This window comes from Paraburkholderia metrosideri, assembly GCF_904848625.1.
In the GTDB taxonomy this organism is placed as follows: domain Bacteria; phylum Pseudomonadota; class Gammaproteobacteria; order Burkholderiales; family Burkholderiaceae; genus Paraburkholderia; species Paraburkholderia metrosideri.
In genome coordinates this window covers 93,229-115,412 of the sequence record NZ_CAJHCP010000003.1, presented here as the reverse complement: position 1 = coordinate 115,412, position 22,184 = coordinate 93,229, and the positions used below count along the sequence as shown (strand labels likewise).

Annotated in this window: 20 protein-coding genes; 11 read left to right on the top strand and 9 right to left on the bottom strand. The window is 63.5% G+C overall.

What is annotated here, in order from left to right; all coding sequences use genetic code 11:
- The first annotated feature begins 134 nt into the window (after nt 1–134).
- Nucleotides 135–962 (top strand): transglutaminase-like domain-containing protein, encoded by an 828-nt coding sequence (locus tag LMG28727_RS06400; protein WP_201641888.1) that lies wholly within the window; start codon nt 135–137, stop codon nt 960–962.
- 115 nt (nt 963–1,077) lie between these two features.
- On the top strand, nt 1,078–1,404 hold the full coding sequence (locus LMG28727_RS06395; RefSeq protein WP_201641478.1) for a hypothetical protein: 327 nt from the start codon (nt 1,078–1,080) through the stop codon (nt 1,402–1,404).
- A gap of 47 nt (nt 1,405–1,451) precedes the next feature.
- On the opposite strand, the gene LMG28727_RS06390 is transcribed toward LMG28727_RS06395, so the two are convergent.
- The 8 genes from LMG28727_RS06390 to LMG28727_RS06355 form a co-directional block, all read right to left on the bottom strand.
- Nucleotides 1,452–2,405, bottom strand: coding sequence for a Csu type fimbrial protein (locus tag LMG28727_RS06390; protein WP_201641477.1), 954 nt, complete (start codon nt 2,403–2,405; stop codon nt 1,452–1,454).
- Complete coding sequence (locus LMG28727_RS06385; protein WP_236591634.1) at nt 2,402–4,990, bottom strand: fimbria/pilus outer membrane usher protein; 2,589 nt, start codon at nt 4,988–4,990, stop codon at nt 2,402–2,404. The genes LMG28727_RS06390 and LMG28727_RS06385 overlap by 4 nt, the downstream gene beginning before the upstream one ends.
- 129 nt (nt 4,991–5,119) lie before the next feature.
- On the bottom strand, nt 5,120–5,875 hold the full coding sequence (locus LMG28727_RS06380) for a fimbrial biogenesis chaperone (protein ID WP_201641476.1): 756 nt from the start codon (nt 5,873–5,875) through the stop codon (nt 5,120–5,122).
- A gap of 17 nt (nt 5,876–5,892) precedes the next feature.
- Nucleotides 5,893–6,375 carry a Csu type fimbrial protein gene (locus LMG28727_RS06375; protein WP_236591665.1) on the bottom strand — a complete coding sequence of 161 codons (483 nt, stop codon included), beginning with the start codon at nt 6,373–6,375 and terminating at the stop codon, nt 5,893–5,895.
- A 521-nt stretch (nt 6,376–6,896) separates the two neighbouring features.
- Nucleotides 6,897–8,105 carry an MFS transporter gene (locus tag LMG28727_RS06370; RefSeq protein WP_201641474.1) on the bottom strand — a complete coding sequence of 403 codons (1,209 nt, stop codon included), beginning with the start codon at nt 8,103–8,105 and terminating at the stop codon, nt 6,897–6,899.
- A gap of 113 nt (nt 8,106–8,218) precedes the next feature.
- The gene (locus LMG28727_RS06365; protein WP_201641473.1) at nt 8,219–8,695 is read right to left on the bottom strand and encodes a VOC family protein; all 477 of its coding nucleotides are present in this window, start codon (nt 8,693–8,695) and stop codon (nt 8,219–8,221) included.
- Nucleotides 8,696–8,739: 44 nt separating this feature from the next.
- Complete coding sequence (locus tag LMG28727_RS06360; RefSeq protein WP_201641472.1) at nt 8,740–9,207, bottom strand: VOC family protein; 468 nt, start codon at nt 9,205–9,207, stop codon at nt 8,740–8,742.
- A gap of 182 nt (nt 9,208–9,389) precedes the next feature.
- Nucleotides 9,390–11,069, bottom strand: a complete 1,680-nt coding sequence (locus tag LMG28727_RS06355; protein ID WP_201641471.1) for an SH3 domain-containing protein — start codon at nt 11,067–11,069, stop codon at nt 9,390–9,392.
- A gap of 275 nt (nt 11,070–11,344) precedes the next feature.
- Here LMG28727_RS06355 and LMG28727_RS06350 point away from each other — a divergent pair, with 275 nt between their 5' ends.
- From LMG28727_RS06350 to LMG28727_RS06330, 5 genes are all read left to right on the top strand, one after another.
- Nucleotides 11,345–11,767 (top strand): TOBE domain-containing protein, encoded by a 423-nt coding sequence (locus tag LMG28727_RS06350; RefSeq protein WP_201641470.1) that lies wholly within the window; start codon nt 11,345–11,347, stop codon nt 11,765–11,767.
- 191 nt (nt 11,768–11,958) lie between these two features.
- Complete coding sequence (locus LMG28727_RS06345) at nt 11,959–12,471, top strand: GAF domain-containing protein (RefSeq protein WP_201641469.1); 513 nt, start codon at nt 11,959–11,961, stop codon at nt 12,469–12,471.
- A 237-nt stretch (nt 12,472–12,708) separates the two neighbouring features.
- Nucleotides 12,709–13,779, top strand: a complete 1,071-nt coding sequence (locus LMG28727_RS06340; protein WP_201641468.1) for an aromatic ring-hydroxylating oxygenase subunit alpha — start codon at nt 12,709–12,711, stop codon at nt 13,777–13,779.
- 27 nt (nt 13,780–13,806) lie between these two features.
- Complete coding sequence (locus LMG28727_RS06335; RefSeq protein WP_201641467.1) at nt 13,807–13,974, top strand: rubredoxin; 168 nt, start codon at nt 13,807–13,809, stop codon at nt 13,972–13,974.
- On the top strand, nt 13,971–15,212 hold the full coding sequence (locus LMG28727_RS06330; protein ID WP_201641466.1) for an NAD(P)/FAD-dependent oxidoreductase: 1,242 nt from the start codon (nt 13,971–13,973) through the stop codon (nt 15,210–15,212). The genes LMG28727_RS06335 and LMG28727_RS06330 overlap by 4 nt, the downstream gene beginning before the upstream one ends.
- Nucleotides 15,213–15,348: 136 nt before the next feature.
- On the opposite strand, the gene LMG28727_RS06325 is transcribed toward LMG28727_RS06330, so the two are convergent.
- A complete protein-coding gene (locus LMG28727_RS06325; protein WP_201641465.1) occupies nt 15,349–16,269 on the bottom strand; it encodes a LysR family transcriptional regulator in 921 nt (306 codons plus the stop codon).
- Between the two features lie 491 nt (nt 16,270–16,760).
- Here LMG28727_RS06325 and LMG28727_RS06320 point away from each other — a divergent pair, with 491 nt between their 5' ends.
- The 4 genes from LMG28727_RS06320 (at nt 16,761) to LMG28727_RS06305 (ending at nt 22,089) form a co-directional block, all read left to right on the top strand.
- Nucleotides 16,761–18,467: a putative bifunctional diguanylate cyclase/phosphodiesterase gene (locus tag LMG28727_RS06320; RefSeq protein WP_201641464.1), complete on the top strand. Its 1,707-nt coding sequence runs from the start codon at nt 16,761–16,763 to the stop codon at nt 18,465–18,467.
- A 245-nt stretch (nt 18,468–18,712) separates the two neighbouring features.
- The gene (locus LMG28727_RS06315) at nt 18,713–19,522 is read left to right on the top strand and encodes a mechanosensitive ion channel family protein (protein WP_201641463.1); all 810 of its coding nucleotides are present in this window, start codon (nt 18,713–18,715) and stop codon (nt 19,520–19,522) included.
- 198 nt (nt 19,523–19,720) lie between these two features.
- A complete protein-coding gene (locus tag LMG28727_RS06310) occupies nt 19,721–20,377 on the top strand; it encodes a biliverdin-producing heme oxygenase (RefSeq protein ID WP_236591633.1) in 657 nt (218 codons plus the stop codon).
- Nucleotides 20,378–20,397: 20 nt separating this feature from the next.
- Complete coding sequence (locus tag LMG28727_RS06305) at nt 20,398–22,089, top strand: sensor histidine kinase (RefSeq protein WP_201641461.1); 1,692 nt, start codon at nt 20,398–20,400, stop codon at nt 22,087–22,089.
- Nucleotides 22,090–22,184: the final 95 nt, after the last annotated feature.

Genomic DNA, 22,184 nt, shown 5'->3' with positions numbered 1-22,184 from the left:
GTGTTTTTCAAGCAGAAAGAACAACGCAATCGACCGCGTGCCAAATAACCCCGCCTGCGCGGCTGTCTACGGACAGCGGAATTGCGCGGACGGGAAGCGTCAACGGAATGTTTCAACTGGAAGAGGGCGTGGCGATGAAATTGCGCGTTGGCTACGAACTGGTTTACGAATGCGTGCAACCGACGCCGATGCTGTTGATGCTGAACACGCACTTCTCGCACGCAAAAGAGATGCTGAGTCCCGATCTGCTGGTGGTCGATCCGCCGTTGCCGATCAGCCAGTATCGCGACGGTTTCGGCAATCTGTGCAGCCGGCTGTTTGCGCCGCCCGGAAAAATTGCATTCTCGACCAACGCGGTGCTCGATGTGTCGTCCGAGCCGGAGCAGAGGCCGCCGTTTATCGAGCAGCATCCGGTCGAGGCGTTGCCCAGCGACACGCTGATGTTCCTGTTGGGCAGCCGGTACTGCGAAACGGATCTACTGTCCGAATTTGCGTGGCAGAAGTTTGGCACGCTGCCGCTCGGCCGCTGCCGCGTGGAGGCGATCTGCGATTACGTACACAATCACATCGTGTTCGGCTACGACTTCGCGCGTCCCACCAAAACCGCATGGCAGGCGTGGCAGGAGCGCAAGGGCGTGTGCCGGGACTACGCGCATCTGGCCGTGGCGCTGTGCCGGGCGATGAACATTCCGGCCCGCTATTGCACGGGCTATATCAGCGATGTCGGCCTGCCGCCGCCGTATGCACCGATGGATTTCGCCGCATGGTTCGAGGCCTATATTGGCGGCTGCTGGCAAACCTTCGATCCACGCAACAACGCGCCGCGCACCGGACGCGTGTTGATGGCGCGCGGGCGCGACGCCGCCGATGTCGCGATCAGCAATACGTTCGGGCCGACGCAACTGCTGAAATTCACCGTGGTGTGCGAGGCGATCCAGGTTTTCACCGGCCTGGAATCCTAAAGTTCTGCGATGAAATGCCGACATCTTCTGCATTGACCTTTGCATTGACCTTTGCATCGTCCTTTGCCTCGTACTTCGCCTCGTCTTCTGCGTCATTAACCCGCTTACGAACACCATGAAGTCCCGCCATGTGGCCACCGCATCAGCGGTAATGTTTCTCGCACTCCTGAGCGTGCCGGCCTCGCAGGCCGCACAGCCCGGACTCGCTTCGATTGCCGTCAGTCTGATCGTGCAGGAATCCTGCATCGTTCAATCGGCCGACGGCGTGATCACCGTGAGGAATCAGCCCGTCGTGTCCTGTCTGCACGGGGCGCCGTTCCAGATCAGCCAGGCGGGCTTCGATCCACTGGTATCGGCCGATACGGGCAACGCCTCATTGCAGCCGGTCGCCTACGCCGCCAGCGGCGACAGCCAGCAAACCGTCTGGACCGTCAATTTCTAGTCCCCGCTGATGAACGCACGCGCCCGCCGGGGTTCTGACACACCCCGTCAGAAACTGATCGTCGCGGTAATCGTGTCGCTGTAGCTGCCGGGCATCGGCGTGCTCTGCGGCGGCACGAGTCCATACACACTGATCGACACCGGATTGCCCGTGCCCGTGCCGGTCGCCATCGTCGTGCCCGAGTTGCCGTCACCCCACGCGGTCGTGTGGTTCGAATCCGTGTAAAGCTGATAATTCACCGCGCCGCCTCCGCCCGAGCGCTGCATTTGCCGTTGGCTGACGTTGCCGCTCGAACCGCCGTTCAGCGCGATCCGGAACGCGTCGCCGTTGGTGCAGCGCGCCGTGATCGAACCGCTCGCACTCAGCGCCGATTTAAGTACGCCCGACGATGTAAACGCGACGCCCGTTGCACTGATCAGACAGTTGTTGGTCACCGTCGCGGTGACGTTGAATGCAGCGCCGGCGGTGCTGGTCGTCGCGCCGGCGCAGCCCGGCGACAGCAGCAGGTAGAACGCGTAATTCACCGTGAGCTGCGAGTCGAGTTCGGCATACACGGTGTTGGCGTTTCCGGTGGTCGGCACGGTCGGCTGATTGGAGGCGACCAGGCCGTAGTAGCTCACCGTCGCCGATGCGGTCACACCGGTCGCCGGTTTATTGAGTATCAGCGAAATCGGGGTGCCGGATGGGCTCGATCCCCACCCGGTCGAATGCCCCATATCCGAGTACAGGCCGTATTGCAGAGCACTGCCACCGTTCAGCATGGTGCGGGTCGCCGTGCCGCCCATGTTCAGACAGACCTGCACGCTGGGCAACAGCGTGACCGCGGGCCACGTGCATTGAACGAGGATGCTGCCGGTCGCGGCGACCGGGCTGAGCGCGATCGGACTGACGTTGGGAAAACTCAGCGCGGACGGGGTCGCCGAACAGGTTTGCGCGCTGGCGTGGCGCGGCATCAGGCCGAGCAGCGCGCACAGGGCGACAACGAAGATGAGCCGTCTCATCGCACTGCCGACGGCGTGGCCGCGGTTGGCGCCGTGCGCGCGGCATGCGCTTCGCCGTCCGCTGCATGGGTGCTCGCGCCGGCGCGGCAGGTCAACGGGCCGATGGTCGGCAGCGTGCCGTCGGCGGGGCGCTGATAGGTAAATTCGACCCGGCATTGCACCGCGCGCTGAGCGTCGCCAGCGCCGCCGTTGATGATCTCCAGATGGTTGTCCGGTTGCAGCATCTCGATGAACGTCAACCCGTCATAGCCGACAATCGTGTCGCCGCCGCTTTCGACGTGATGCACGCGGGTGCCCGGCGGCATGAGCTTGCCGTCGGCGTCACGCAGAATCACCGAGGCCGCGCTGTAACGCGACACGCGAAAGCCTGCGAGCACCCCCGCATGCGATTGCGGCACCAGATCCATCGCGACCGTCGCGATGCGTGTGTCGGCGGGAAGATTCATGCTGTCGATCGCCACCTGGTTGTGCTGGTACGCGTTCAGATCGGGGATCAGCAGGTGGCCGCCGGTATCGGTCGTACCGATCACGCGGTTTTCGTGCAGCACCGGCACATTCGCGACGCCGTCGGTGGACACCAGTGCAAAGCCATCGTCGATCCGTCGTGCGGGCTGGACGGTGCGATCCATGAATACGACCGCGCCGCTCATGTCGAGCGACGCGCTCGCCTGCCCATCCAGGTCCTGGGCGATGGCCGTCACCTCGCCGTATTTGCCGAGGTATTGCGCCTGGGCCTGACGGTAGGGCACCGCGCCCGTGCCGCCCGCCTGCACGCCCCAGCCCCAGCCGCCTGCGTAATCGGGCGGGCGCTGCGCATTGACGTTGTAGGTGGACTGGCCGTTCTGCCGTCCCACGCTGGCATTGATCGCGGTGTTGTTGCCCAGACCGAAGCTCGCGGTCAGGAAAATCCCTTGCGAATCGTGCTGCAGAAAATCCTTGTAGGTACTCAACGTCAGCGAAGCGAGGTTGCCGAAGTTCAGCGTGTACGACAGCGAGCCGATCCGCGATGAAGGAGCGCCCGGAAAGCGATAGCCGATATAGCTGAGCGACAGGGTCTGGCGGCTGAAGAAGGGCAGCGCCAGCGTGACGCGGTCGGTGGCGGTGGGTACGGGGGTGCCGTCGCGCGCGCCCAGATCGCCGTAGTTGCCGTACGCGCGCAGGGTCTGCGCATCGATCGAGAAGCGCGGCTCGATCAGTTGATAGCCGATGCCCAGCTGGGCGCCGTTCAGCTTGCCCGCGCTGGCCGACGCCGAGCCGCTGATGACGCCCGCCATCCCCATGCGCACCAGCGCACCCGCGCCGGCGTTGACGAGGCCGCCGGTCGCTTCAGCGTGGCCTTCCAGCGTCAGCGAATCGGTGACGCCCCGGCGTGCGGTCGCGCTCACCGCCGGGCTCGGATCGTATGAAAACGACTCGACGCCGTAATTGCGGCGCAGAAAGCCCGCTTCGAACGAATAGCTCGACAGGCCCGCGGCCAGCATGCGGGTGTCGACATACAGCGGCAGCGTGGTCGAGATCGTCCGGCCGAGCGCGTCGTGCGTGATGACGGTCGCCTCGCCCGCGCCGGTGATGCCCGGCACGTTGTTGACGATGAATGGCCCGCTCGGCACGTTGCCGGTGAACTGCCGCACATTGTTGATATACAGATCCACCGCCGACGGCACGACGGCGGTCCCCGACAGCGCCTGCAAGGGGAAGGTCACGAGGTCGGGGCGCAGCGCGAAGTTGCTGCGCCACTGGAAACCGGCGATCCGAAACGAGCGGGTCCAGTCGAGCGACGACGAGATCGTGTCGCCGAACTGCGTGGTGCTGAGCGTCGCGGGATTCGACATGCTCCACGACGTGTCGTAGCGCACGTAGCGGTGCAGATCGCTGTACAGATACGCGATGCCGGTGTTGCTCAGCACGCCGGCCGGGTCGAAATAGCGTTGTTCGCTCCATAGCGCCAGTTGCGCATTGGATTGAGTCTGCGCGAACGCGTCGTAGTTGATCAGAAAGCCGCGCGACGAGGTCGCGTTCGGCGTCGCGATGAGTTCGCGCGTGTCGAACGTGTACGGCTTGCGAATCGCGTCGGGCACTTCCATGTCGATGCTTTGCGCAGCCGCGTCGTAGCGATAGCGCAGGCCCGCAATCTGGTCGAGTTCGAGCGTCGCGGTGTCGGCTGCGCCGAGTTTATCGGTGGCGATGCCGAGCTCGCTGAGGTCTTTCGCTGTCGCGCTGAGCTTGCCGTCCCGCTCGCGAAAGTGAGCGATCAACGAAGTGCGCTGGCCGTTGAGCATGACTTCCAGATACAGATCGCGGCCCGCTACGGCGCGTGATGCGGCTGTCGTGGCGGCCGGTTGTGTGCCGGACCTGACGCTGGCTGGCGCGGTGCCGCCAGACCCGTCGCCTGCGTTGTCGCCGGCCGCTGCATTCGATCCTCCACCGAGATCAACGCCCGCTGCCACGCGCGCGTCGGCGCCGGTATCCGCGAATGGCAGCGGCGGCTGCGCGGCGGCCCGGGTGGCACCCAGCAGGTAAAGCGTGGTCGTGAGCGCAATGGCATGCGGCCTCCATCCTCCATGACGTTTTTGCCGTCGTGTCATTCTCATTGGTTGCGTGGCGCTGCATCGTGTCCATCCCTATGGGCGCGGCGCGGTCAAAGCCGGGAGCCGGTCTTGCCCGACGCCGGACGCCGGGCGCGGAAGACCGGTCGGGCCGGCGCTCCCGCGTGCTCATTCGATTGCCACGGCGGCTTCAGCGGGCAGTGAGTTGACCGCCGCCCGCACTCTCAGCGGACCGTTCTGCGCGACGTCATCCGGCAGCGTGACCTGCCAGTGCCGTTCGCGTCCGGCCAGCGCGTAGCCGAGCAGCCCCTTGTTGATCGGGTAGGCGTTCCCGGCGTGATCGATGAGTTGCACGGCGGCGATCTGCGCGCGCTTGCCGCCTGCGTTGTCGACCCGCAGCATCCAGTGCTGGGCGTCGCGCGACAGATGCCACGACAGCCGGGGTTGACCGCCATCGGCAGCGGGTTCGACGAACACCGGCACCGAGTAGCGCAAACGGATCGTCACGCCGCTGGTCGGGGCCGCGTCGGGTTCGGGCAATTCGTCGATCAACACGCGATAGCCCTGCTCGGCGGCGTTAGGCCCAGGTGCTGTGCGAACCAGCCGCACCAGTTGATCGGCATGCGCGGCGATCTGGATCAGCGGCGGGCTGGCGACGAGATCCTGGGTCGGCGTCAGCGTGTCCTCGCCGTTCGCCTGATCCCAGCGGAACACGCGCACCTGGCCGAAGAGCGGCTTCTCACCCGGATTCTTCAACGTGATGCCGGTGGCGTTCGCGTCGGCCGATATATCGACCATCACCGGCGAGATCTGCAGCGTCGCCGCTTGCGCGGGCAGCGTGCACAGACTCCACGTAGAGGCAGCTGCGCACGCGCTGGCGACGAGCCCCCGCCATATCCCGCCGCCGTTGCGCCGCGCGCTCATGGCGCTCGCGCGGCCCGTCAAAAGTAGACCGTGGCGGTGACGGTGGTCTGGTAGGTGTCAGGCTTCGGGGTGGTTTGCGCCGGCACCTGGCCGTACACGACGAGCGGTTGCGCCGAGCCGCTGCCCGTGCCGCTGACCGTGTTGGTGCCTTGCGTGTTGCCCCACAACACGGTGTGACCGGCGTCCTGATAGAGCTCGAAGCCCACGGTCGTGCCGGTGTTGCCGGTGGCCGTGCCCGCCATCAGCCGGTTGGTCACCGACGAGCCGGTAACCGTGCCGGCGTCGAGCCCGACGTTGTAGGGCGTGGTGTTGGTGCAGGTGACCGAGACGGTGGTTTGCTGGTTGAGCGCGCTGGTCAGCACGCCGTTGCTGCCGAAGCTCAGCGGCGTGGCGGCGATCGAGCAGTTGGCGTTGAGCGTGAGCGTGACGGTGAAGGTCGCGGTGGCGGTGCCGTTTGAATACACCGCGGCGCGCGCGAGTTGCAAAGGCAAGCCGAACATCAACGCGACGATCAGGCCGGATGACAGCAATTTTCGTTTCATTGTGCAACCTCTCTCAGGGTCACGGAACACCGCTTCCATTGCATGTTCATGTCAAATCGAGTCGCTATAACGCACGCTCAATTACATGGAATTATCATGCTGGATAATTGAATTGTGATTGGTGCTATTGCAATTGCTGAAAATCAGTCTACACACACTTTCTTGTTCATACAAATTATTGCGTGGGTAATTGATGCTGAATGCCTTGGTGGATGGGAGGTTTGATGCGTATATCATCAAGCGTTGACGTAAATATTTCTTAATTCAGGGTGAGTGGGAATGCCTGATTGGAGGTAAATTTTTCTAATCGGTATGATGTGCATAAATTTCCTGATTGAGTAATTAATGGCTAAATATGCGATCAGAATAATTAATTAAAGTGCGGAATAGCCCGGTTCGAAATGATGAAAAAGGCGTTTGCCCGGCGACTGGCGCAGTTCGCAGCTTTTAACGAAGGCCTACAGATAAAACAGAGGCCATCAGTCGCCGAGCGCGACTGCGCGCCTGCGCCGCAACAGCACCGAGCCGATCGTCACCGCGACGCCGATGCCGCCCATCGCGAGCGACAGTCCCACGATCAACGGGCCGGTTTGCGTGCGCGCAGGAAAGAGCGTGACCAGCAGGCCGGCGAGCGGCTGCGTCAGGTTATTCAGCAGGATCACTACCCCTGTCGTCTTGCCGAAATCCTGCGGCGGAATGATCCGCTGACGCGCGCTGCGAATGTAGACGTTGAACATCTTGTCGAAGCCGACGATCAGCAGAAAGCCGAGCGCATAACCCCACGGCGCCGCACTTGCCCCGGCGATCACACCGCCCACGCAGATCGACACGAACGCGACGCGGCCGAGCGTGCGGGCGGGCCACGCGGCGCGCGCGATCGTCAACAGAATCAGGACCGTGGTGACGGCGCCCGCCGTCTGCAAGACGGCGTAGTAGCGGTTGGATTGCGCGTGCAAGCCCGTGACCATTGCTGCGGACGTGGCGAGCGTCACGCCGATGACCAGGTTTTCGGCAGCCGCCAGCAAGACGACTTTCTTAAGGCCGGGCAGCAACGCGACGTGGCGCAACGCGATGCGCAACGGCAGACTCCAGTGCCCCGTGGGACCGGGTGGCGGTCTGTTCGAGTTGAAGCCGCTCGTGCGTTGCCACAGTAACAGCGCGCCATCCGCCGAAAGAAACAGCACGCCGGTTGCAGCAACGACCCATTGCCAGTGCCACAGACCCAGCAGCAATGCGGCCAGCATCGGGCCGAGAACGAAGCCCAACTGGTCGGCCAGTTGCGAATACGCGAGCACACGCTGGAATTGTTGGGTGCTGAAGATTTGCGGCAGCATGACTTCGCGTGCGACCAACCCTTGGCTCGTCAGCACGCCGCAGAGCGCCGACAACGCGATCAGCCAGCCGATACCGCCAACCAGCGCGTACGCGAGCATCCCGCCGAAGCACACCAGCGCGCGCACGGTCTGACTGACCCGCATCAGCCTGAGTGGCGAGATGCGGTCACATAAGGCGCCGAAGAAGGGGAACACCAGATAACGCGGCAGCGTTTCGATGAAGAACGCGAGGCCTGACCACGAGACCTGGCGGGTCGTCTGGAACACGACGAGCGGGACGAGAAATAGCAGGATCTGGTCGGCAAGACGCGCGACAAACAGCGAGCAGAAGAAAGCGTGATGGTTGACTCGCACCGTTGATGTCCCGCCGCGGATGGATCGTGTGTAGGTCGAAGATGGTCGACACCGATCCTATCAAAGTTGGCGATGACGTGGCCGCGCCAGCTCATGCACGACGCGTGTACAACTCACCCGCCGCGATACGCTTGCTCCAGTTGCGCGACATCGAGCTTGACCATCTTCATCATTGCCGCCATCACGCGGCTCGCTTTCGCTTTGTCCGGGTCTCGCAGCATGTCGCCGAGCGCGTCGGGGACGATCTGCCACGAGACCCCGAAGCGGTCCTTCAGCCAGCCGCATTGCCACGGCGAACCGCCACCTTCAATGAGCTTCGTCCAGTAGCGATCCACCTCCTGTTGCGAACTGCAATGCACGAACAGCGAAATGGCCGGTGTGAACGGAAATTGCGGACCGCCGTTCAACGCCATGAATTCCTGACCCTCGATCTCGAACGTGATGGCCAGCACCTTGCCCTCAGGCCCGGGACCGGCATCGGTGTAATGCATCACGGTGGCGATGCGGGAATCGGCAAACACGGACGTATAGAAGTGGGCGGCTTCTTCCGCATTGCCGTCGAACCACAGGCACGGTGCAATTTTCTGCATGACGTTTCTCCTGCCAACCGGCGCATGGGCGCCGGGGGCGCGTGTTATTTCATCGCCGAAGCCATCGCCTGCTGGATGTCGTCCGCACTCATATCGCGCGTGTGCGTGGCAAGCGACCAGCGATGGCCGAACGGATCTTTCAGCTGTCCGTAGCGGTCGCCCCAGAACATGTCGGTGACGGGCAGCGTGACGGTTGCGCCCGCCTCGACGGCCTGTTTGAAACTCGCATCGACGTCTTGCACATAGTGGTGGATGGTGACCGGCGTGCCGTTCAGCGTATTCGGCCCGGCCATCTGATGCTCCGGCCATTCGTCGGTCAGCATCAGCATCGAGTCGCCGATTTTCAGGCACGCGTGCATGACCTTGCCATCCGGACCGGGCAGACGGAACTGTTCGACGGCGTTGAAGGCTTTCGTGTAGAACGCGATGGCCTCCGCCGCGTTGGCGCAGATCAGATACGGTGTGAGCGAATGCATCCCGTCCGGGATCGGTTTGACAGCGGGGCTGGTCATGACGGCGACTCCTTGGTAGCAGATTCGTAAGTTGAAAGGCCGGCTGCGGGAACCTGGTAAGCCAAAACCGGCCAGTCGAACCAGGCCTTCCACATTACGACGACCCCATGACCGTTGAATCGACACTCCGGAAAAAATATTTTCGGCCAGCGATTCGTCTTCGCCGCACGGGCCGGCCAGCTTCAACCCGCCGGATTGTCCTCATCGGATGGCGCGGCGGCGGGCGGCGTCGGCGCGCCGTCCGGCGTGCCGAGGATGCTGATCTGGAAGGTCGGCGTAGCCGCCAGCGACTGCAGCGTGGCGTCTTCGGGAATGTGTTCGAAAAGCGGCAGGATCACCGAGCCGCCGATCACCGCGCGCCGGCTGTTATCGGCCGGCCGCAAGCCCCACACATCCTGATAGACGACGGGAACCGCGACGCCGTTACGCGTCGTGTTGCCGATATACAGCATCACATGGCCGCCGATGTAGATCAGCGTGCGCAGCGGCACGCCGTGCCGGGCCAGATAGTCGAGCCGTTGGGCGGGCGTCGACGCAGAGAGATCGGTCATGCTGCCGGCGTTCATCTGGGTCGACGAATGACGCGGCAGCCACACGCCGAATACGGCGAAGATGCTTTGCAGTTCCGACGAACAATCGTTGTAGAGGCCGCTATTGCCCCAGCCATACGGACGGCCGATCAGCGCCTTCATCAGCATGGCCAGATGGCGCGGCGTGGCGGCGAGCGGCAGCGGCGCGATCTGCGTGTCGTTCAGCGTCGCGGTGCGGAGGAGCGCATGGCCGTCGACATCGCGAGCGGGAATGAGAACGGTGCGCGCGGCACGGAGGTCGGCGTTGCTGGCGGGGTTGTCGGCTGACGCGCGGGTGCCTGGGTTGGCGGGGGCGTTAGCCACGCGCGGCTGCGTGTCGCTGCGGGCGGCAGACAGCGGCAACAGGGTCCCGGCGGGGGCGTCGAAGCGGAACACGCCGTGGCTGTCGCGCACCGGCGCCGACGCGACCGTGACGGCACCGAGCGAGCGGGCTGTCGCCGCACGCCATGTGTCGATGAAGCGCTCGTCCGCCATTGCGACGCCGTCGCTGCGTACCCAGCCCTGCACATCGGGCGTCTGCACGTAAAACCACGCGCCGTCGGTGCTGCTGCCCAGTACATACAACGGCGTGCCGGGCCGCACGGCCGAAATCTGCAGATTGTCGAACGGGTAGCCTTCGCCGGCCAGGTGGTGGTCGTAGAACGCTGGGTCGGTGGTCGGCAGTTCACGCACCATCAGATTGCTGGCCGCGACGGCGCGCCGTTCGGGCTGGTAAAGCGTGTTCTGCGTGAACTGTCCGACATTCATGTTTTGCGCGATGGCGTCGATCCACGCTTTGTCATGCGCACGGAAATTTTCGCCGTAGCCCACGGCAGCGCCGCTTTTGCCGGCGTTGTCGAAACGGTCGAGGCGCCGCTGCTGCAACGCGGCAATATCCGCGCCCTGCTGACGATAGACGCGCATCGTCACATAGGCGGCATTCCACGGCGACGGCGCGTTCGTGCCGGTGCCGAAATAGCGTGCGTAGAGCGCGCTGAAGTGCGCCTGCTGGTCTGCGGGACTCAGGAAGGGGCGGTCGTAGTCCGGGCTGTCGGGATCGAGCCAGTGATCGACGTTCTGGTCGTAAGCCGCGATCGGAAATAGCGTGACGGTGTCGGGCGCTACGTGCGCGTCGCGAGCCGGCGCCGGGTTGCCGCACGCGGAGAGTGTCGCGATCGCGGCGCACAGCGCGGCGGCGCGGCAGAGGTTCGGCCACGACACAGCGGCTGACACGGACGACACAGACACCGCGAAAGATGTGGCAACGCGGCGGGACAGGGCGGCAACGGGCATGAGGTTCGACGCAGTGGATGGGTCAGGAGGCACGATGATACGGTCCAGCGAGCCGGCCATGTGTTGTACGGACGCCGCGCTATGAGCATATCGCTACAACGTTTATGTGGTTTCATTCGGGGTTGTCCGATTTTTCAGCGCGGTTGCGACACGCGGTACGTCAGACACTGGCGGACGCGCTTGTGACTAACTACGGCCGCCTCACATCTCAACGGCTGACCGCGGCTCGCCCGTGCCCCAGCCAGTTCAACCGGAATCAACCAGGAGAGCACACCATGCAAACCAGCGCCCGCAATCAATTCGTCGGCGAAGTCACCGAAGTCAAACACGGCGCCGTGAACGACGAAGTCACGCTACGCACTCAGGACGGCCTCGAGATCGTCGCGATCATTACGCACGGCAGCGCGACGTCGCTCGGACTCGCGGCGGGCAAGAAAGCCTTTGCGCTGGTCAAGGCGTCGTCGGTCATCGTGATGGTCGATGTGGCGGCGCATCAGGTATCGGCGCGCAATTGCATTGCCGGGACGGTGTCGGCGGTCACCAAGGGTGCGGTGAATGCCGAGGTGACGATCGGCGCAGGCGCCGCCCAGATCGCGGCGATCATCACAAACGAGAGCGTTGAGCGCCTGGGACTGGCGAACGGCAAGCCTGCGACGGCGATTTTCAAGGCGTCGAGCGTGATCATCGGGGTCGACTGAGTTGGCAGGGGCCGCAGCGGCGGTGCAATCCGTTGCAGCGCTGACGGCGCTCAGGCAACGCAGGCGCAACTGACGTCTGCCGCAGAAATGAGGGCAGCATGCGCGGTTTCGATCTGATGAACGAAACCGTCGCTTGCTTTAAACTGCACAGCCTCGCTGTTCCTCTTTCCGCTTTCATCACGGACACCGTCATGTTCGAAGTTTCCTCCTCCGCATCGCCTCTGCCCAAAGCCGCGCACTACGAAGAACTGGTCGCTCAGGCGCGCTCGCTGCTTGCCGGCGAAACCGACTGGATCGCCAACGCCGCGAACTTCTCCGCGTTCGTGTTCCATTCGCTGAGCGAGCTGAACTGGGCCGGTTTTTATTTCCACGATGGCCGCGAACTGGTCGTCGGCCCGTTTCAGGGCAAGCCCGCTTGTGTGCGTATCCCGCTCGGCAAGGGTGTGTGCGGTACCGCCGCGCAAACCCGGCAGACCCAGGTCGTCCGTGACGTGCACGAGTTTCCGGGCCATATCGCGTGCGATTCCGCATCGCAATCCGAAATCGTCGTGCCGCTCGTCGCGCCGGACGGCACGCTGATCGGCGTATGGGACGTGGACAGCCCGGTCGTCGCACGATTCGACGACGAAGACGCGAAGGGCATGCAAGCGCTGTGCGCGGTGTTCATCGAAGCGGCGTTGCCGCGCGGTGCGTCGGCGGCGTAACGGCTTCATCGGAGCGTCATAGGGGCGTCCTGAAGGGCGTTCCCGTCGAGCCCCCGGGCAACGCCTGCAGCGCATGGCAACGCACCGGCCATGCGCCAGCCACGCGCCCCATGCGCGTTCGTACATAGACTAGATGCAGTTCAGGGGATGGGTCGGCGGACCTCATCCCGTTATCGTTTCTCCACGCGCTCGGCCCACCCCATGAGCGCGACCAACCCACAGGTTCTGGAGACACGCATGAGTTCCGCCACGGCATCCGCCACCGCCACCGCGCCGCTGACTTTTCAACGCTCCCCCGCATTACCCCGCCATTGCACGTTCGAAAGCCACGACTGGGAGATTCTCAGCCGCTACTGGCATCCGGTCGCGTTTGCCGCCGACGTCGCCGATCGACCCATCAGCGTGACACTGCTCGATGAGCCGCTCGTCGTCTTCCGCTCGAACGGTCAACTGGTGAGCGCGCGCGACATCTGTCCGCATCGCGGCGCGCCGCTGAGTCAGGGGTGGGTCGAGCAGGGCAATATCGTGTGTCCGTATCACGGGCTGGCCTACGGCAACGACGGCAAGTGCAAACACATTCCGTCGCAAACGGGCGGCCCGATCCCCGCGCGCCTGCATCTCGTCACTTACGCGACGCAGGAAGCCTACGGGCTCGTGTGGGTTTCGCTCGGCGGCGGCACCGAAGCGTTGCCCAGCTTTTCTCACTGGGACGACCCCGAGTTCCAGCAGATCCTGCCGCCGTCGATCGATATCAACGCATCGGCCGGACGTCAGACCGAAGGGTTCATCGACGTCGCGCATTTCGCGTGGATTCACCACGACAGTTTCGCGGACCGGCACAACCCGGTGGTCCCGCAATATTCGGTCGAGCGGCGCGACCGCGGCATGCGCGCGGAGTATGTGAGCACGGTCAGCAACTTCCCGAAGTCGATGCAGCATCGCGCGCCCGAGGGCTATTTGTGGCGCCGCAATTTCGAGGTGGACGTGCCGTTCTTTGCGCGTCTGACCGTGCAGTTTCCCGACCATGGCCGTCTGTCGATTCTCAACGCCGCGAGCCCGGTGTCCGCGCGCAAGACGCGTCTGTTCGTGCCGATCGTGCGTAACTTCGACAAGGATCTCCCGCTTGACGACGTGTACGCATTCAACCGCCAGGTATTCGAGGAAGATCGCGCGATCGTCGAGCAGCAGCGTCCCGAAGACTTGCCGATCGACCGCACGGCGGAAGCGCCGATTCTCGCGGATCGTTCGTCGGGCGCCTATCGGCGCGCGCTGGCCGAAATCGGACTCGGCCAGGCGTATGTGCGCTAACCCGCGCGGCCATTCTGGAGAGATGCGATGAGAGTATGGGAATGTGTGATCTGCGGCTTTCGCTATGACGAAGCATTGGGTCTGCCCGAAGCGGGCATCGCGCCGGGCACGCGCTGGGACGATGTTCCGGACGACTGGCTGTGCCCGGACTGCGCGACCGGCAAACATGACTTCGATATGCAGGTGATCGCATGACGGCCGCCCAGCAGGAGAACAGCGCGCAGCCGGTCGTAATCGTCGGCACCGGCATGGCGGGCTATACCGTCGCGCGCGAACTGCGCAAGCTCGACAGCCAGGTGCCCATCGTGATGATCAGCCGCGACAACGGCAGTTTTTATTCGAAGCCGATGTTATCGAATGCGCTCGCCATGAAGAAAGAGCCGCACACGCTGGCCACTTTCGACGCGATGGCGATGGCCTCGCAACTCGGCGCATGGATACGCGTGGGTCAGAACGTCGAGCGAATCGTGCCGGACCAGCATGTGCTGGTCGTGGACCATGCGTTGCTCGGCTATAGCAAGCTGGTGCTCGCAACGGGCGCGGACCCGCGCCGCTTGCAGGTACCGGGCGACGGCGCGGCCGACGTGCTGTCGATTAACGACCTCGACGACTACGCGCGCTTCAGGCTGGCGCTCACGGGTTGCCGTTCGGTGGCGATTCTGGGGGCGGGGCTGATCGGCTGCGAGTTCGCCAACGATCTGGCGGCCGCCGGTTACGCGGTGCATCTGATCGATCCTGCGGCCACCCCGCTAGTGCGTCTGCTGCCGCAGCAGATGGGCGAAATCTTCGCGCGCGCGCTCGGTCACGGCGGCATTCGCTTTCACGCAGGACGCAGCGTGCAGCGGATCGACCGCTTGTCGGACGGCTACCGGTTGAGTTTCGCCGACGCTGAGCCGATCGATGCCGATCTGGTGGTGTCCGCGATCGGGCTGGCGCCGCGCACGTCGCTGGCTGCGGCGGCCGGTCTGCACATCGAGCAGGGCATTCGCACCGACGCGTGGTGCCGTACCAGCGAGCCGGATATTTACGCGCTCGGTGATTGCGCGGCGATCGACGGCAAAGTGCAGCCGTACGTGTTGCCGATCATGCATGCAGCCCGTGCGCTGGCGCGTACTCTCGCTGGCGAACCCACGCGGGTCGCTTTCCCCGTGATGCCGGTGACGGTGAAGACGCCCGCGAGTCCGGCGGTGGTCGTCTCGCCAGCGAGTGAAGGCGCATGGACGATTGAAGCGGGTGAACGCGCGGGTGAACACGCAAGCAACCAGGCGGGCGACGCTATCGCGGTGCACGCGGCGCGCGCCGTTTGCCGCGATGCTGCAAGCGAACGTCCGGTGGGCTTCGCGTTACTCGGCGCGGCCATCGAGGGCAAGGCCGCTCTCGTCAAAGCGATGAGCGCAAACGAAACGAGCCCGCCATCAGCAACAGCACCATAACAACTTCCGTCTGACCGACCTCACCGTGTGATCGTTTGATGTCTGAGAGGGCCTGTCACCTCGAAGGAATCCGATGATTGCGTTTCACGCCGCAAGCTCTGCTTGCGGCTTTTTTTATCGGCATCGACAACGTCGATCAGGATGCCAGATCTTTGGCGATACTCGCAATCAGTCGACGCAGCCAGATCGCCGCCACGCTGCGATGGGTGCGGTCGTGCCACAGCTGGTAGTAGGTGAGCGCGCGCGGTTCGCCGGGAACCGGCTCGATACGCAGCGGCAACAGCTTCGTGTAATGCGTGGCCAACGCGCGCGTGGTCGTGAACAGCAGATCGGAGCGCGCCAGCACATAGGGCGCCATGCCGAAGTAAGGCAGCGTGGTCGTCACCGTACGCGACAGGCTGTTGCGCGCGAGTTCGACATCGACGGTGCCCCACGCCGTCGTGTTGCAGGTCATCACCGCGAGATGATCGGCCTCTTCATACACGGGTTTGCTGAGCCGCCCCGGTTTGACCGGATGACCATTGCGCATCACGCAGACCAGCTCGTCCTTGCATAACGGCTGTAAATGCAGATGCTCCGGCGGCGTGCTCCAGTTGCCGATCACCAGATCGAGAAAGCCACTCTCCAGCCCATGTTCGTAGCCGCCGTCAACCATCATCAGATGACGGAATTCCAGCTTGGCGTGCGGTGCTTCGCGATGAAACGCATCGACGACGGCGGGCACGAAGAACGCGTCGAGATAGTCGGGAGAGCCGATCCGGAACGTCTGGCGGGTGGTGGCCGGATTGAACGATGCAGTGGGATGCAGGATCGCGTCGATACTATTTAATGCCTGCGCGGCAGGCTCGATCAACGTGAGTGCATGCGCGGTCAGCACCATCCGGCTGCCGCTGCGCACCAGCAGCGGATCGCCCGTGAGGTCCCGAAGCCGGCGCAACGCGACGCTGACCGTGGGCTGCGATTGTCCGAGCAAGGTGGCGGTGCGCGAGACGCTCGATTCGGTCAGCAGCGTGTGCAGCACCTTCAGAAGGTGCGAGTCGATGACTTCCCTGGACATGAAATGCGGGACTCTGTACCGCGCGGATCCACCTGTCGGAACGGCGCTTATTTTATCGAAGAAACTGCAGTGGAAACGTGCTCGAAATATATTCACGGATATAACGGTCGTCAATCCGGCGTGCCCCGGTGAAGCGGCCGCGATCACTGGTCAAGTCAGTGTCAAACCGGCGTTCAAGGCCCGTACGGGCTGACTTATTACGCGTGGAATATGCCAGGCATAGTGCGCACGTTATGCGCATGCGACCGGATAAATGCCCGCATGGAGAATCGGCACACGCAGCAGGGAAAGCGATCGGCGCGACGAAGGTGCCGTCCAGGTGGGGCGAATGGGGCTTGAAAGCCGCTATCATATGAACGATAAGGATCGTTTTGGCGCGTCGCCACGGATATCGGACCGGAGACTCCTGGCAACTGAGCGCTTGCGCCTCAAGCGTCGAGACAACGCACAATCGCTTCCACAAAACTCAGGAAAATCAAAAGGCTGTCGCGATGCAAGACCTTCAATACGCCGAACTGCAAAAGCGCGCTGCCGCGCTGGCCGCAGCGCCCTACGGCATGTTCATCTGCACTGCGGACGGCACCTTCGAAACCGTCAACGCCGCTTTCGAAAAGCTGACGGGGCTGACGGCCGAGGAGCTGGTGGGGCGGCGTACGTTCGAATCGCTGCACGACCCCGCTGAACTCGCGAGGCGCCGCGCGGAATTGCCGTCGCTGGCGGCGATCTATTCGCGCTACGAAGGCGAATGGACCTATATGCGGCGCAACAGCCCGCCGATTCGCGTGGTACTCGCGCTGGCGCCTGTCGCTGACCACGCGCACGCGTGTGCGGCGGGCGCGCGGCCAGAACGCTATGTCGGCATCGTGCTCGACATGACGCGTTACGCGCAATCCGAAGCGCGCCTCTGGTACGTGGCTCATCATGACGGCGTGACGCGTCTACCGAACCAGACGCTGTTCACCGAACGTCTCGAACTGATGATCGCGCGTTGCCAGCGCAGCGGTAACGGCTTTACGGTGCTGGTCGCGGAGCTCGATCATCTGCGCAAGCTGCGCGATGCGCTCGGGCTGCATGCAGCCGAACTCGTGTTGCAGATCGTCGGCGAACGGCTGCGCGGACTCTTTCCCCACGACGGCACGATTGCGTCGATCGGCGGCACGCAGTTCGCGTTGCTGATCAACGAATGCGGCCCGCACGCCGACGCTTTCGCGGACGAGGCATTGGGCCGCATTGCCGAATCGATCGATTATGGCGGCACGCCGCTCAACATTACCGCGAGCATCGGCATCGTCGCGTATCCCGCCGACGGTGCCGACGCACCCACGCTGATGCGTCGCGCGGGCGTGGCGTTGTCGGCTGCATCGGCGATCAATGGCAATGCGGTGCGGCGGTTTTCCACCGCGCTCGAAGGTCAGGCCGCGCGCCGCTTCGAACTGGAAACGATGTTGCGCGAAGCGCTCGAGAAGCAGCAACTGCATCTCGTGTATCAGCCGCAGGTGACGCTCGCAACGGGCTGCATCGCGCAGGTTGAAACGCTGCTGCGCTGGAATCATCCGCAGCGCGGTTTGATCAGCCCGGTCGAGTTCGTGCCGGTGGCGGAAGAGTCGGGCCTGATCGAGCAGATCGGTGAATGGGTGATCCGCACCGCGTGTCGCGACGCCGGCAAATTGCTGCGCCAGACGGGCACGTTGCCGCGTATCGCGGTGAACGTGTCGCCTCAGCAGTTCCAGCGCCACAATCTGTTCGAGACGATCCGCGAAGCGCTGGAAGACGCCGCGCTCGATCCCTGCTATCTCGAAGTCGAAATCACCGAGGGCGCGTTGCTGGGGGATACCGAGCAGGCATTGCAAACGCTGCATGCGCTGCGCGAATTAGGCGTGGAAGTCGCCGTCGACGATTTCGGCACCGGTTATTCGAGCCTTGCCTATTTGACGCGCTTTCCATTGAACCGGTTGAAAATCGACCGTTCGTTTGTGACCGGCATGACGACCGATCCGCAAAGCGCGGCGCTGGTTGGCGCGATCATCGCGATGGCGCATGCGCTCAAATTGCGCGTGACGGCCGAAGGTGTCGAGACCGCAGAACAGGCCGCGCAACTGGAAGCGTTGGGCTGCGATGAAGCACAGGGGTTCTGGTTTTCGCGTCCCATCACGATCACCGCACTGCGCAATGTGTTAAAGCCGCTGGGTACCGTTTGATATATCGGGCAATGCATCGGCGTGTACCCGCTGAGGTGGTGAGCGATTCATATTAAACGGCGTGGTGGCTTTGCGCTTTTTTTCCGCTCGTTGCAGTGCGTAAGTAGAAATGACACACGCAACAGGCGTGGCGCGTTGAGCACGCAAGCGCTATGCCTCGTATGTCCGATGGAAGAACGTCAGGAACATATCCTGCTGCTTCGTCCTTTCATGGAACTCATACCGCAACGGAACGAAGGCTCGCGATGAACGATCTCCTTGGCCGCTTATTGCATTTCCAGCCGTCGGTGCTCGTCACGATGACGCACGACGCCCTTCATATCGTCTTGGCCCTGCTGATTCTCGTGATCGGCTGGTGGCTGTCCAACCGGGTAGGTGCGCTGTTTGCGAGGGCACTCGCGCGCACCCATGCCGATCCGACACTTGCACCGATGCTGGCCGCCATGAGCACCTGGGCGGTGCGCGTGCTGGTGTTTATCGCCGCGCTCGGTGAAGTCGGCATCGCGACCGCGAGCGTACTCGCCGTACTCGGCGCCGCCGGTCTTGCGATCGGCCTCGCATTGCAAGGCACCTTGCAGAATATCGCTGCCGGCATGATGTTATTGCTGCTGCGGCCGTTTCGCGTCGGCGACGTGATCGAAGGCAGCGGGGCGGCGGCCGGTATCGTGCGCGAAGTGGGGCTGTTCACCACGCGCATCGAGCGCGGCGACGGCAACGCGGTGTTCGTGCCGAACAGTCAGATCTGGAGTAATCCGGTGATCAACTACAGCAGTGGTGGCACGCAGCGTATCGAGGTCGAAGTAGAACTTGCGCAACGCAAGGACGTTGATGCAGCGATCGGCGAGTTGAAAAAGCTGGTCGCTGACGAACCGCGCGTGCTGAGCGGTTCGACCCTCGCGCCGCTCGTCACGGTCGCCGGCTATCCCGACGACGGCGGCGCGAAATTGCGTATCGCCGCGTGGGTGCGCACGCCGGACGCGTCGCTCACCAGTGACGATCTGCACGAGCATGCGCAGGCGGCGCTTGAACAAGCCGGATGTCCGGTCGCGGCCTGATCTCTTCGCTGGCTCATGTACTCGCGTACTCGTCCCGCCACGCAACGGCGACTCGTCGGGAGCGTGGCAATCAACGGACAATGTGAGCCCGTCATTGAGCCCCGTACGCGCGCCGCCCTTTGTGTCAGACGCGTCTCGCGTCGATAAAAAGGCCCCTCTATAATCGCACTCTGCTTATTCATGTTGAACCGGACGCACTTGATCGACACATCTGAATCCGCCGGCCACTCATCGGGCGAAAAACCCGGCACGCCGGGCGTGCTGGTTGCGTTGCGCGATGCCACGGCCGAGCGCCATGAATTGCTGCACGAGATCATGCCGCTGTCGGTGGATAGCGTCGCGCTGCGCGACTATGTCAGCCATCTGGCCATCCTGCGTGACTGGCTCGAACCGCTGGAAGCGTGGCTTCAGATCTTTAACGATGGTCCGCAATCTCCGGCGCTGCCGCCACGCATACAGCGTCTAGCGTTGATCGACGCCGATCTCGCACACGAATCGGTGCGTCCGCAAGATGCCGCTGTTATGGCGTTACCGGATCGTGTGCGTCCCTGGCGCGGTGCGCAGAGCGCTGCTTACCGGTGGGGCGTCTGCTATGTGATCGAAGGTTCGCAGTTGGGCGGCGCGGTGCTGTATGCGCGGCTGAAACAGCAACTGGCGCCGCATCCGCTTGCCTATCTCGACGCGGGCCGCGATACGCTCGGTCCACGCTGGCGAGCCTTCATTCATGCTATGGCCGCAGAAGTGAACACGCCCATTACGATAGCCGAAGCATGCCGCGGCGCGGCCGAAGCATTCGACCGTCTGATCGAACTTGCGCAGCGTCCCGCCGGGGCTGACTGCGCAAGCATCGTTTGAAGCGCGCGCGGATCTCGCTCATGGACAGCTTCCACCCGAATCCCCCCGCAGCCGCTTATCCGGTTGACGCCGCCGCGGCTTTCGATCTGCTGCCCGAAGCCTACGTGGTCCTGAATGAGCGCTACGAGATCGTGCTCGCCAACGCGCGTTATCTCGACCTGACTGGACAGTCGCTGAGCGACCTGCAGGGTCAGTCGATTCTCGATACCAATCAGTTCGGTTCGGCCGAACAGCGCGACGCGCGTCGCGCGTGGCTCACGGGCGCACTGCGCGACGTGTCGACGGATCAACCGAAATGGTCGCCGTTGTTTCGCTACGAGATGCCCGCATACCGTGACAGCGCAACCGACGAGGCAGCATACCCAGCAGACCCGGCAGACCCGGCGCGGAGGGTGCCGCGCTACTGGAAGATCAAGGTGAGCGTGCTCGCCGCCCCGCCGGGGCAACAACAGGGTGCGCGAAACGGTCATTTCGTGCTGCGTGTCAGCGAAGTCACCGCGCAGATCTCCGACTACGAACGGGATCAGCGGGAACGCGCGAAGCTGCGTTCGCAGGCGCAATTGCGCCTGCTTCTCGCCGATGAAGCCCGCGCGCAATTGCGCGAGCATCAGGAGCGCTTCCAGCTGGCCATGGCATTTTCGCAACTGGGTGCGTGGGAGCTCGAACCGGCCACGGGTGTGATCGAATGTACCGATCAATGCAAGACCAATCTCGGGCTGGGTCCGACGTCGGTTCTCTCCGAACAGCGCCTGTTCGAGCAGATCGTGCATCCGGACGACCGTGACCGATTGCGCGATGCGATGAATCAGGCCCTGGCCGCGCATGAACATTTCGAAGTCGATTACCGGATAGGCTGGGCAAGCGGAGCGATTCGCTGGATTCTGGTGCGTGGCGTAGGCCGTTTTCTGCCGGATGGGACCTTGAGTTCGGTGATCGGCTTCACGCTCGACATCACGTCGCGCAAGGAAGCGGAACTGGAGCAGCGCGAAATCGCCGCGAGTGAGAAGCGGGCGCGCGAACACAGCGAACGGCTCGCGATGGCAATGGATCATTTCGTCACGACAGTCAGTCACGAATTGCGCTCGCCGTTGTCGGCCATCATGTCGTGGACCGATCTGCTGCAACGTTCGGCCGATCCGTCACATGTGACGCGCGCTACCGGCGTGATCAGCCGCAACGCGCGGCAGCTTTCGCATATGGTCGACGATTTGCTCGACAGTGGCGCGATCGTGACCGGCAAGCTCTCGGTCACTCTGCAACCGGTCGATCTCGGTGCGCTCGCCGGGATCGTCGCCGAAGACATGCGCATGCATGCCGAAGCGAAGGGCCTGACGTTGATCGCCGACGACCTCGCGTCCGTGATGGTGCTCGCCGACGAAAACCGGATGAAACAGGTGGTCTGGAATCTGGTGTCCAACGCGGTGAAGTTCAGCGCGCAGGGCACGGTTGAACTATCGGTGCGAGTGGATAGCGAGCGCGTCGAACTGGCGGTGCGCGATACGGGCGGGGGGCTCGGCCGTGATTCGCTGGAGCGGATTTTCGAGCGCTTTCAACAGTTCAGCGCGAACGGTTCCGGGCGTGTTGCCGGCTTGGGATTAGGGCTGTGGCTCGTGAAGAATCTGCTGGATCTGCACCGTGGCACGATTTGCGCGGAGAGCCCTGGCTTGGGGCAGGGGTCGACGTTTCGCGTGACGCTGCCGGTATATCGTTGATGCAGCGTTGATGCAGCCATTGCGGCTTTTCTAACGGCTTCTCTACCTTTCCCTGGCCCGCATCAGGATGCAGTGCGGTCACGCGTCCCGATGTT

What these genes read in the sequence shown, in the direction of transcription:
- LMG28727_RS06390 (WP_201641477.1), bottom strand. Translation starts at nt 2,405, where the DNA reads ATGAGACGGCTCATCTTCGTTGTCGCCCTGTGCGCGCTGCTCGGCCTG.
- LMG28727_RS06305 (WP_201641461.1), top strand. Translation starts at nt 20,398, where the DNA reads ATGGACAGCTTCCACCCGAATCCCCCCGCAGCCGCTTATCCGGTTGAC.
- LMG28727_RS06315 (WP_201641463.1), top strand. Translation starts at nt 18,713, where the DNA reads ATGAACGATCTCCTTGGCCGCTTATTGCATTTCCAGCCGTCGGTGCTC.
- LMG28727_RS06365 (WP_201641473.1), bottom strand. Translation starts at nt 8,695, where the DNA reads ATGCAGAAAATTGCACCGTGCCTGTGGTTCGACGGCAATGCGGAAGAA.
- LMG28727_RS06380 (WP_201641476.1), bottom strand. Translation starts at nt 5,875, where the DNA reads ATGAGCGCGCGGCGCAACGGCGGCGGGATATGGCGGGGGCTCGTCGCC.
- LMG28727_RS06320 (WP_201641464.1), top strand. Translation starts at nt 16,761, where the DNA reads ATGCAAGACCTTCAATACGCCGAACTGCAAAAGCGCGCTGCCGCGCTG.
- LMG28727_RS06345 (WP_201641469.1), top strand. Translation starts at nt 11,959, where the DNA reads ATGTTCGAAGTTTCCTCCTCCGCATCGCCTCTGCCCAAAGCCGCGCAC.
- LMG28727_RS06360 (WP_201641472.1), bottom strand. Translation starts at nt 9,207, where the DNA reads ATGACCAGCCCCGCTGTCAAACCGATCCCGGACGGGATGCATTCGCTC.
- LMG28727_RS06325 (WP_201641465.1), bottom strand. Translation starts at nt 16,269, where the DNA reads ATGTCCAGGGAAGTCATCGACTCGCACCTTCTGAAGGTGCTGCACACG.
- LMG28727_RS06335 (WP_201641467.1), top strand. Translation starts at nt 13,807, where the DNA reads ATGAGAGTATGGGAATGTGTGATCTGCGGCTTTCGCTATGACGAAGCA.
- LMG28727_RS06375 (WP_236591665.1), bottom strand. Translation starts at nt 6,375, where the DNA reads ATGTTCGGCTTGCCTTTGCAACTCGCGCGCGCCGCGGTGTATTCAAAC.
- LMG28727_RS06400 (WP_201641888.1), top strand. Translation starts at nt 135, where the DNA reads ATGAAATTGCGCGTTGGCTACGAACTGGTTTACGAATGCGTGCAACCG.
- LMG28727_RS06340 (WP_201641468.1), top strand. Translation starts at nt 12,709, where the DNA reads ATGAGTTCCGCCACGGCATCCGCCACCGCCACCGCGCCGCTGACTTTT.
- LMG28727_RS06330 (WP_201641466.1), top strand. Translation starts at nt 13,971, where the DNA reads ATGACGGCCGCCCAGCAGGAGAACAGCGCGCAGCCGGTCGTAATCGTC.
- LMG28727_RS06395 (WP_201641478.1), top strand. Translation starts at nt 1,078, where the DNA reads ATGAAGTCCCGCCATGTGGCCACCGCATCAGCGGTAATGTTTCTCGCA.
- LMG28727_RS06385 (WP_236591634.1), bottom strand. Translation starts at nt 4,990, where the DNA reads ATGACACGACGGCAAAAACGTCATGGAGGATGGAGGCCGCATGCCATT.
- LMG28727_RS06355 (WP_201641471.1), bottom strand. Translation starts at nt 11,069, where the DNA reads ATGCCCGTTGCCGCCCTGTCCCGCCGCGTTGCCACATCTTTCGCGGTG.
- LMG28727_RS06350 (WP_201641470.1), top strand. Translation starts at nt 11,345, where the DNA reads ATGCAAACCAGCGCCCGCAATCAATTCGTCGGCGAAGTCACCGAAGTC.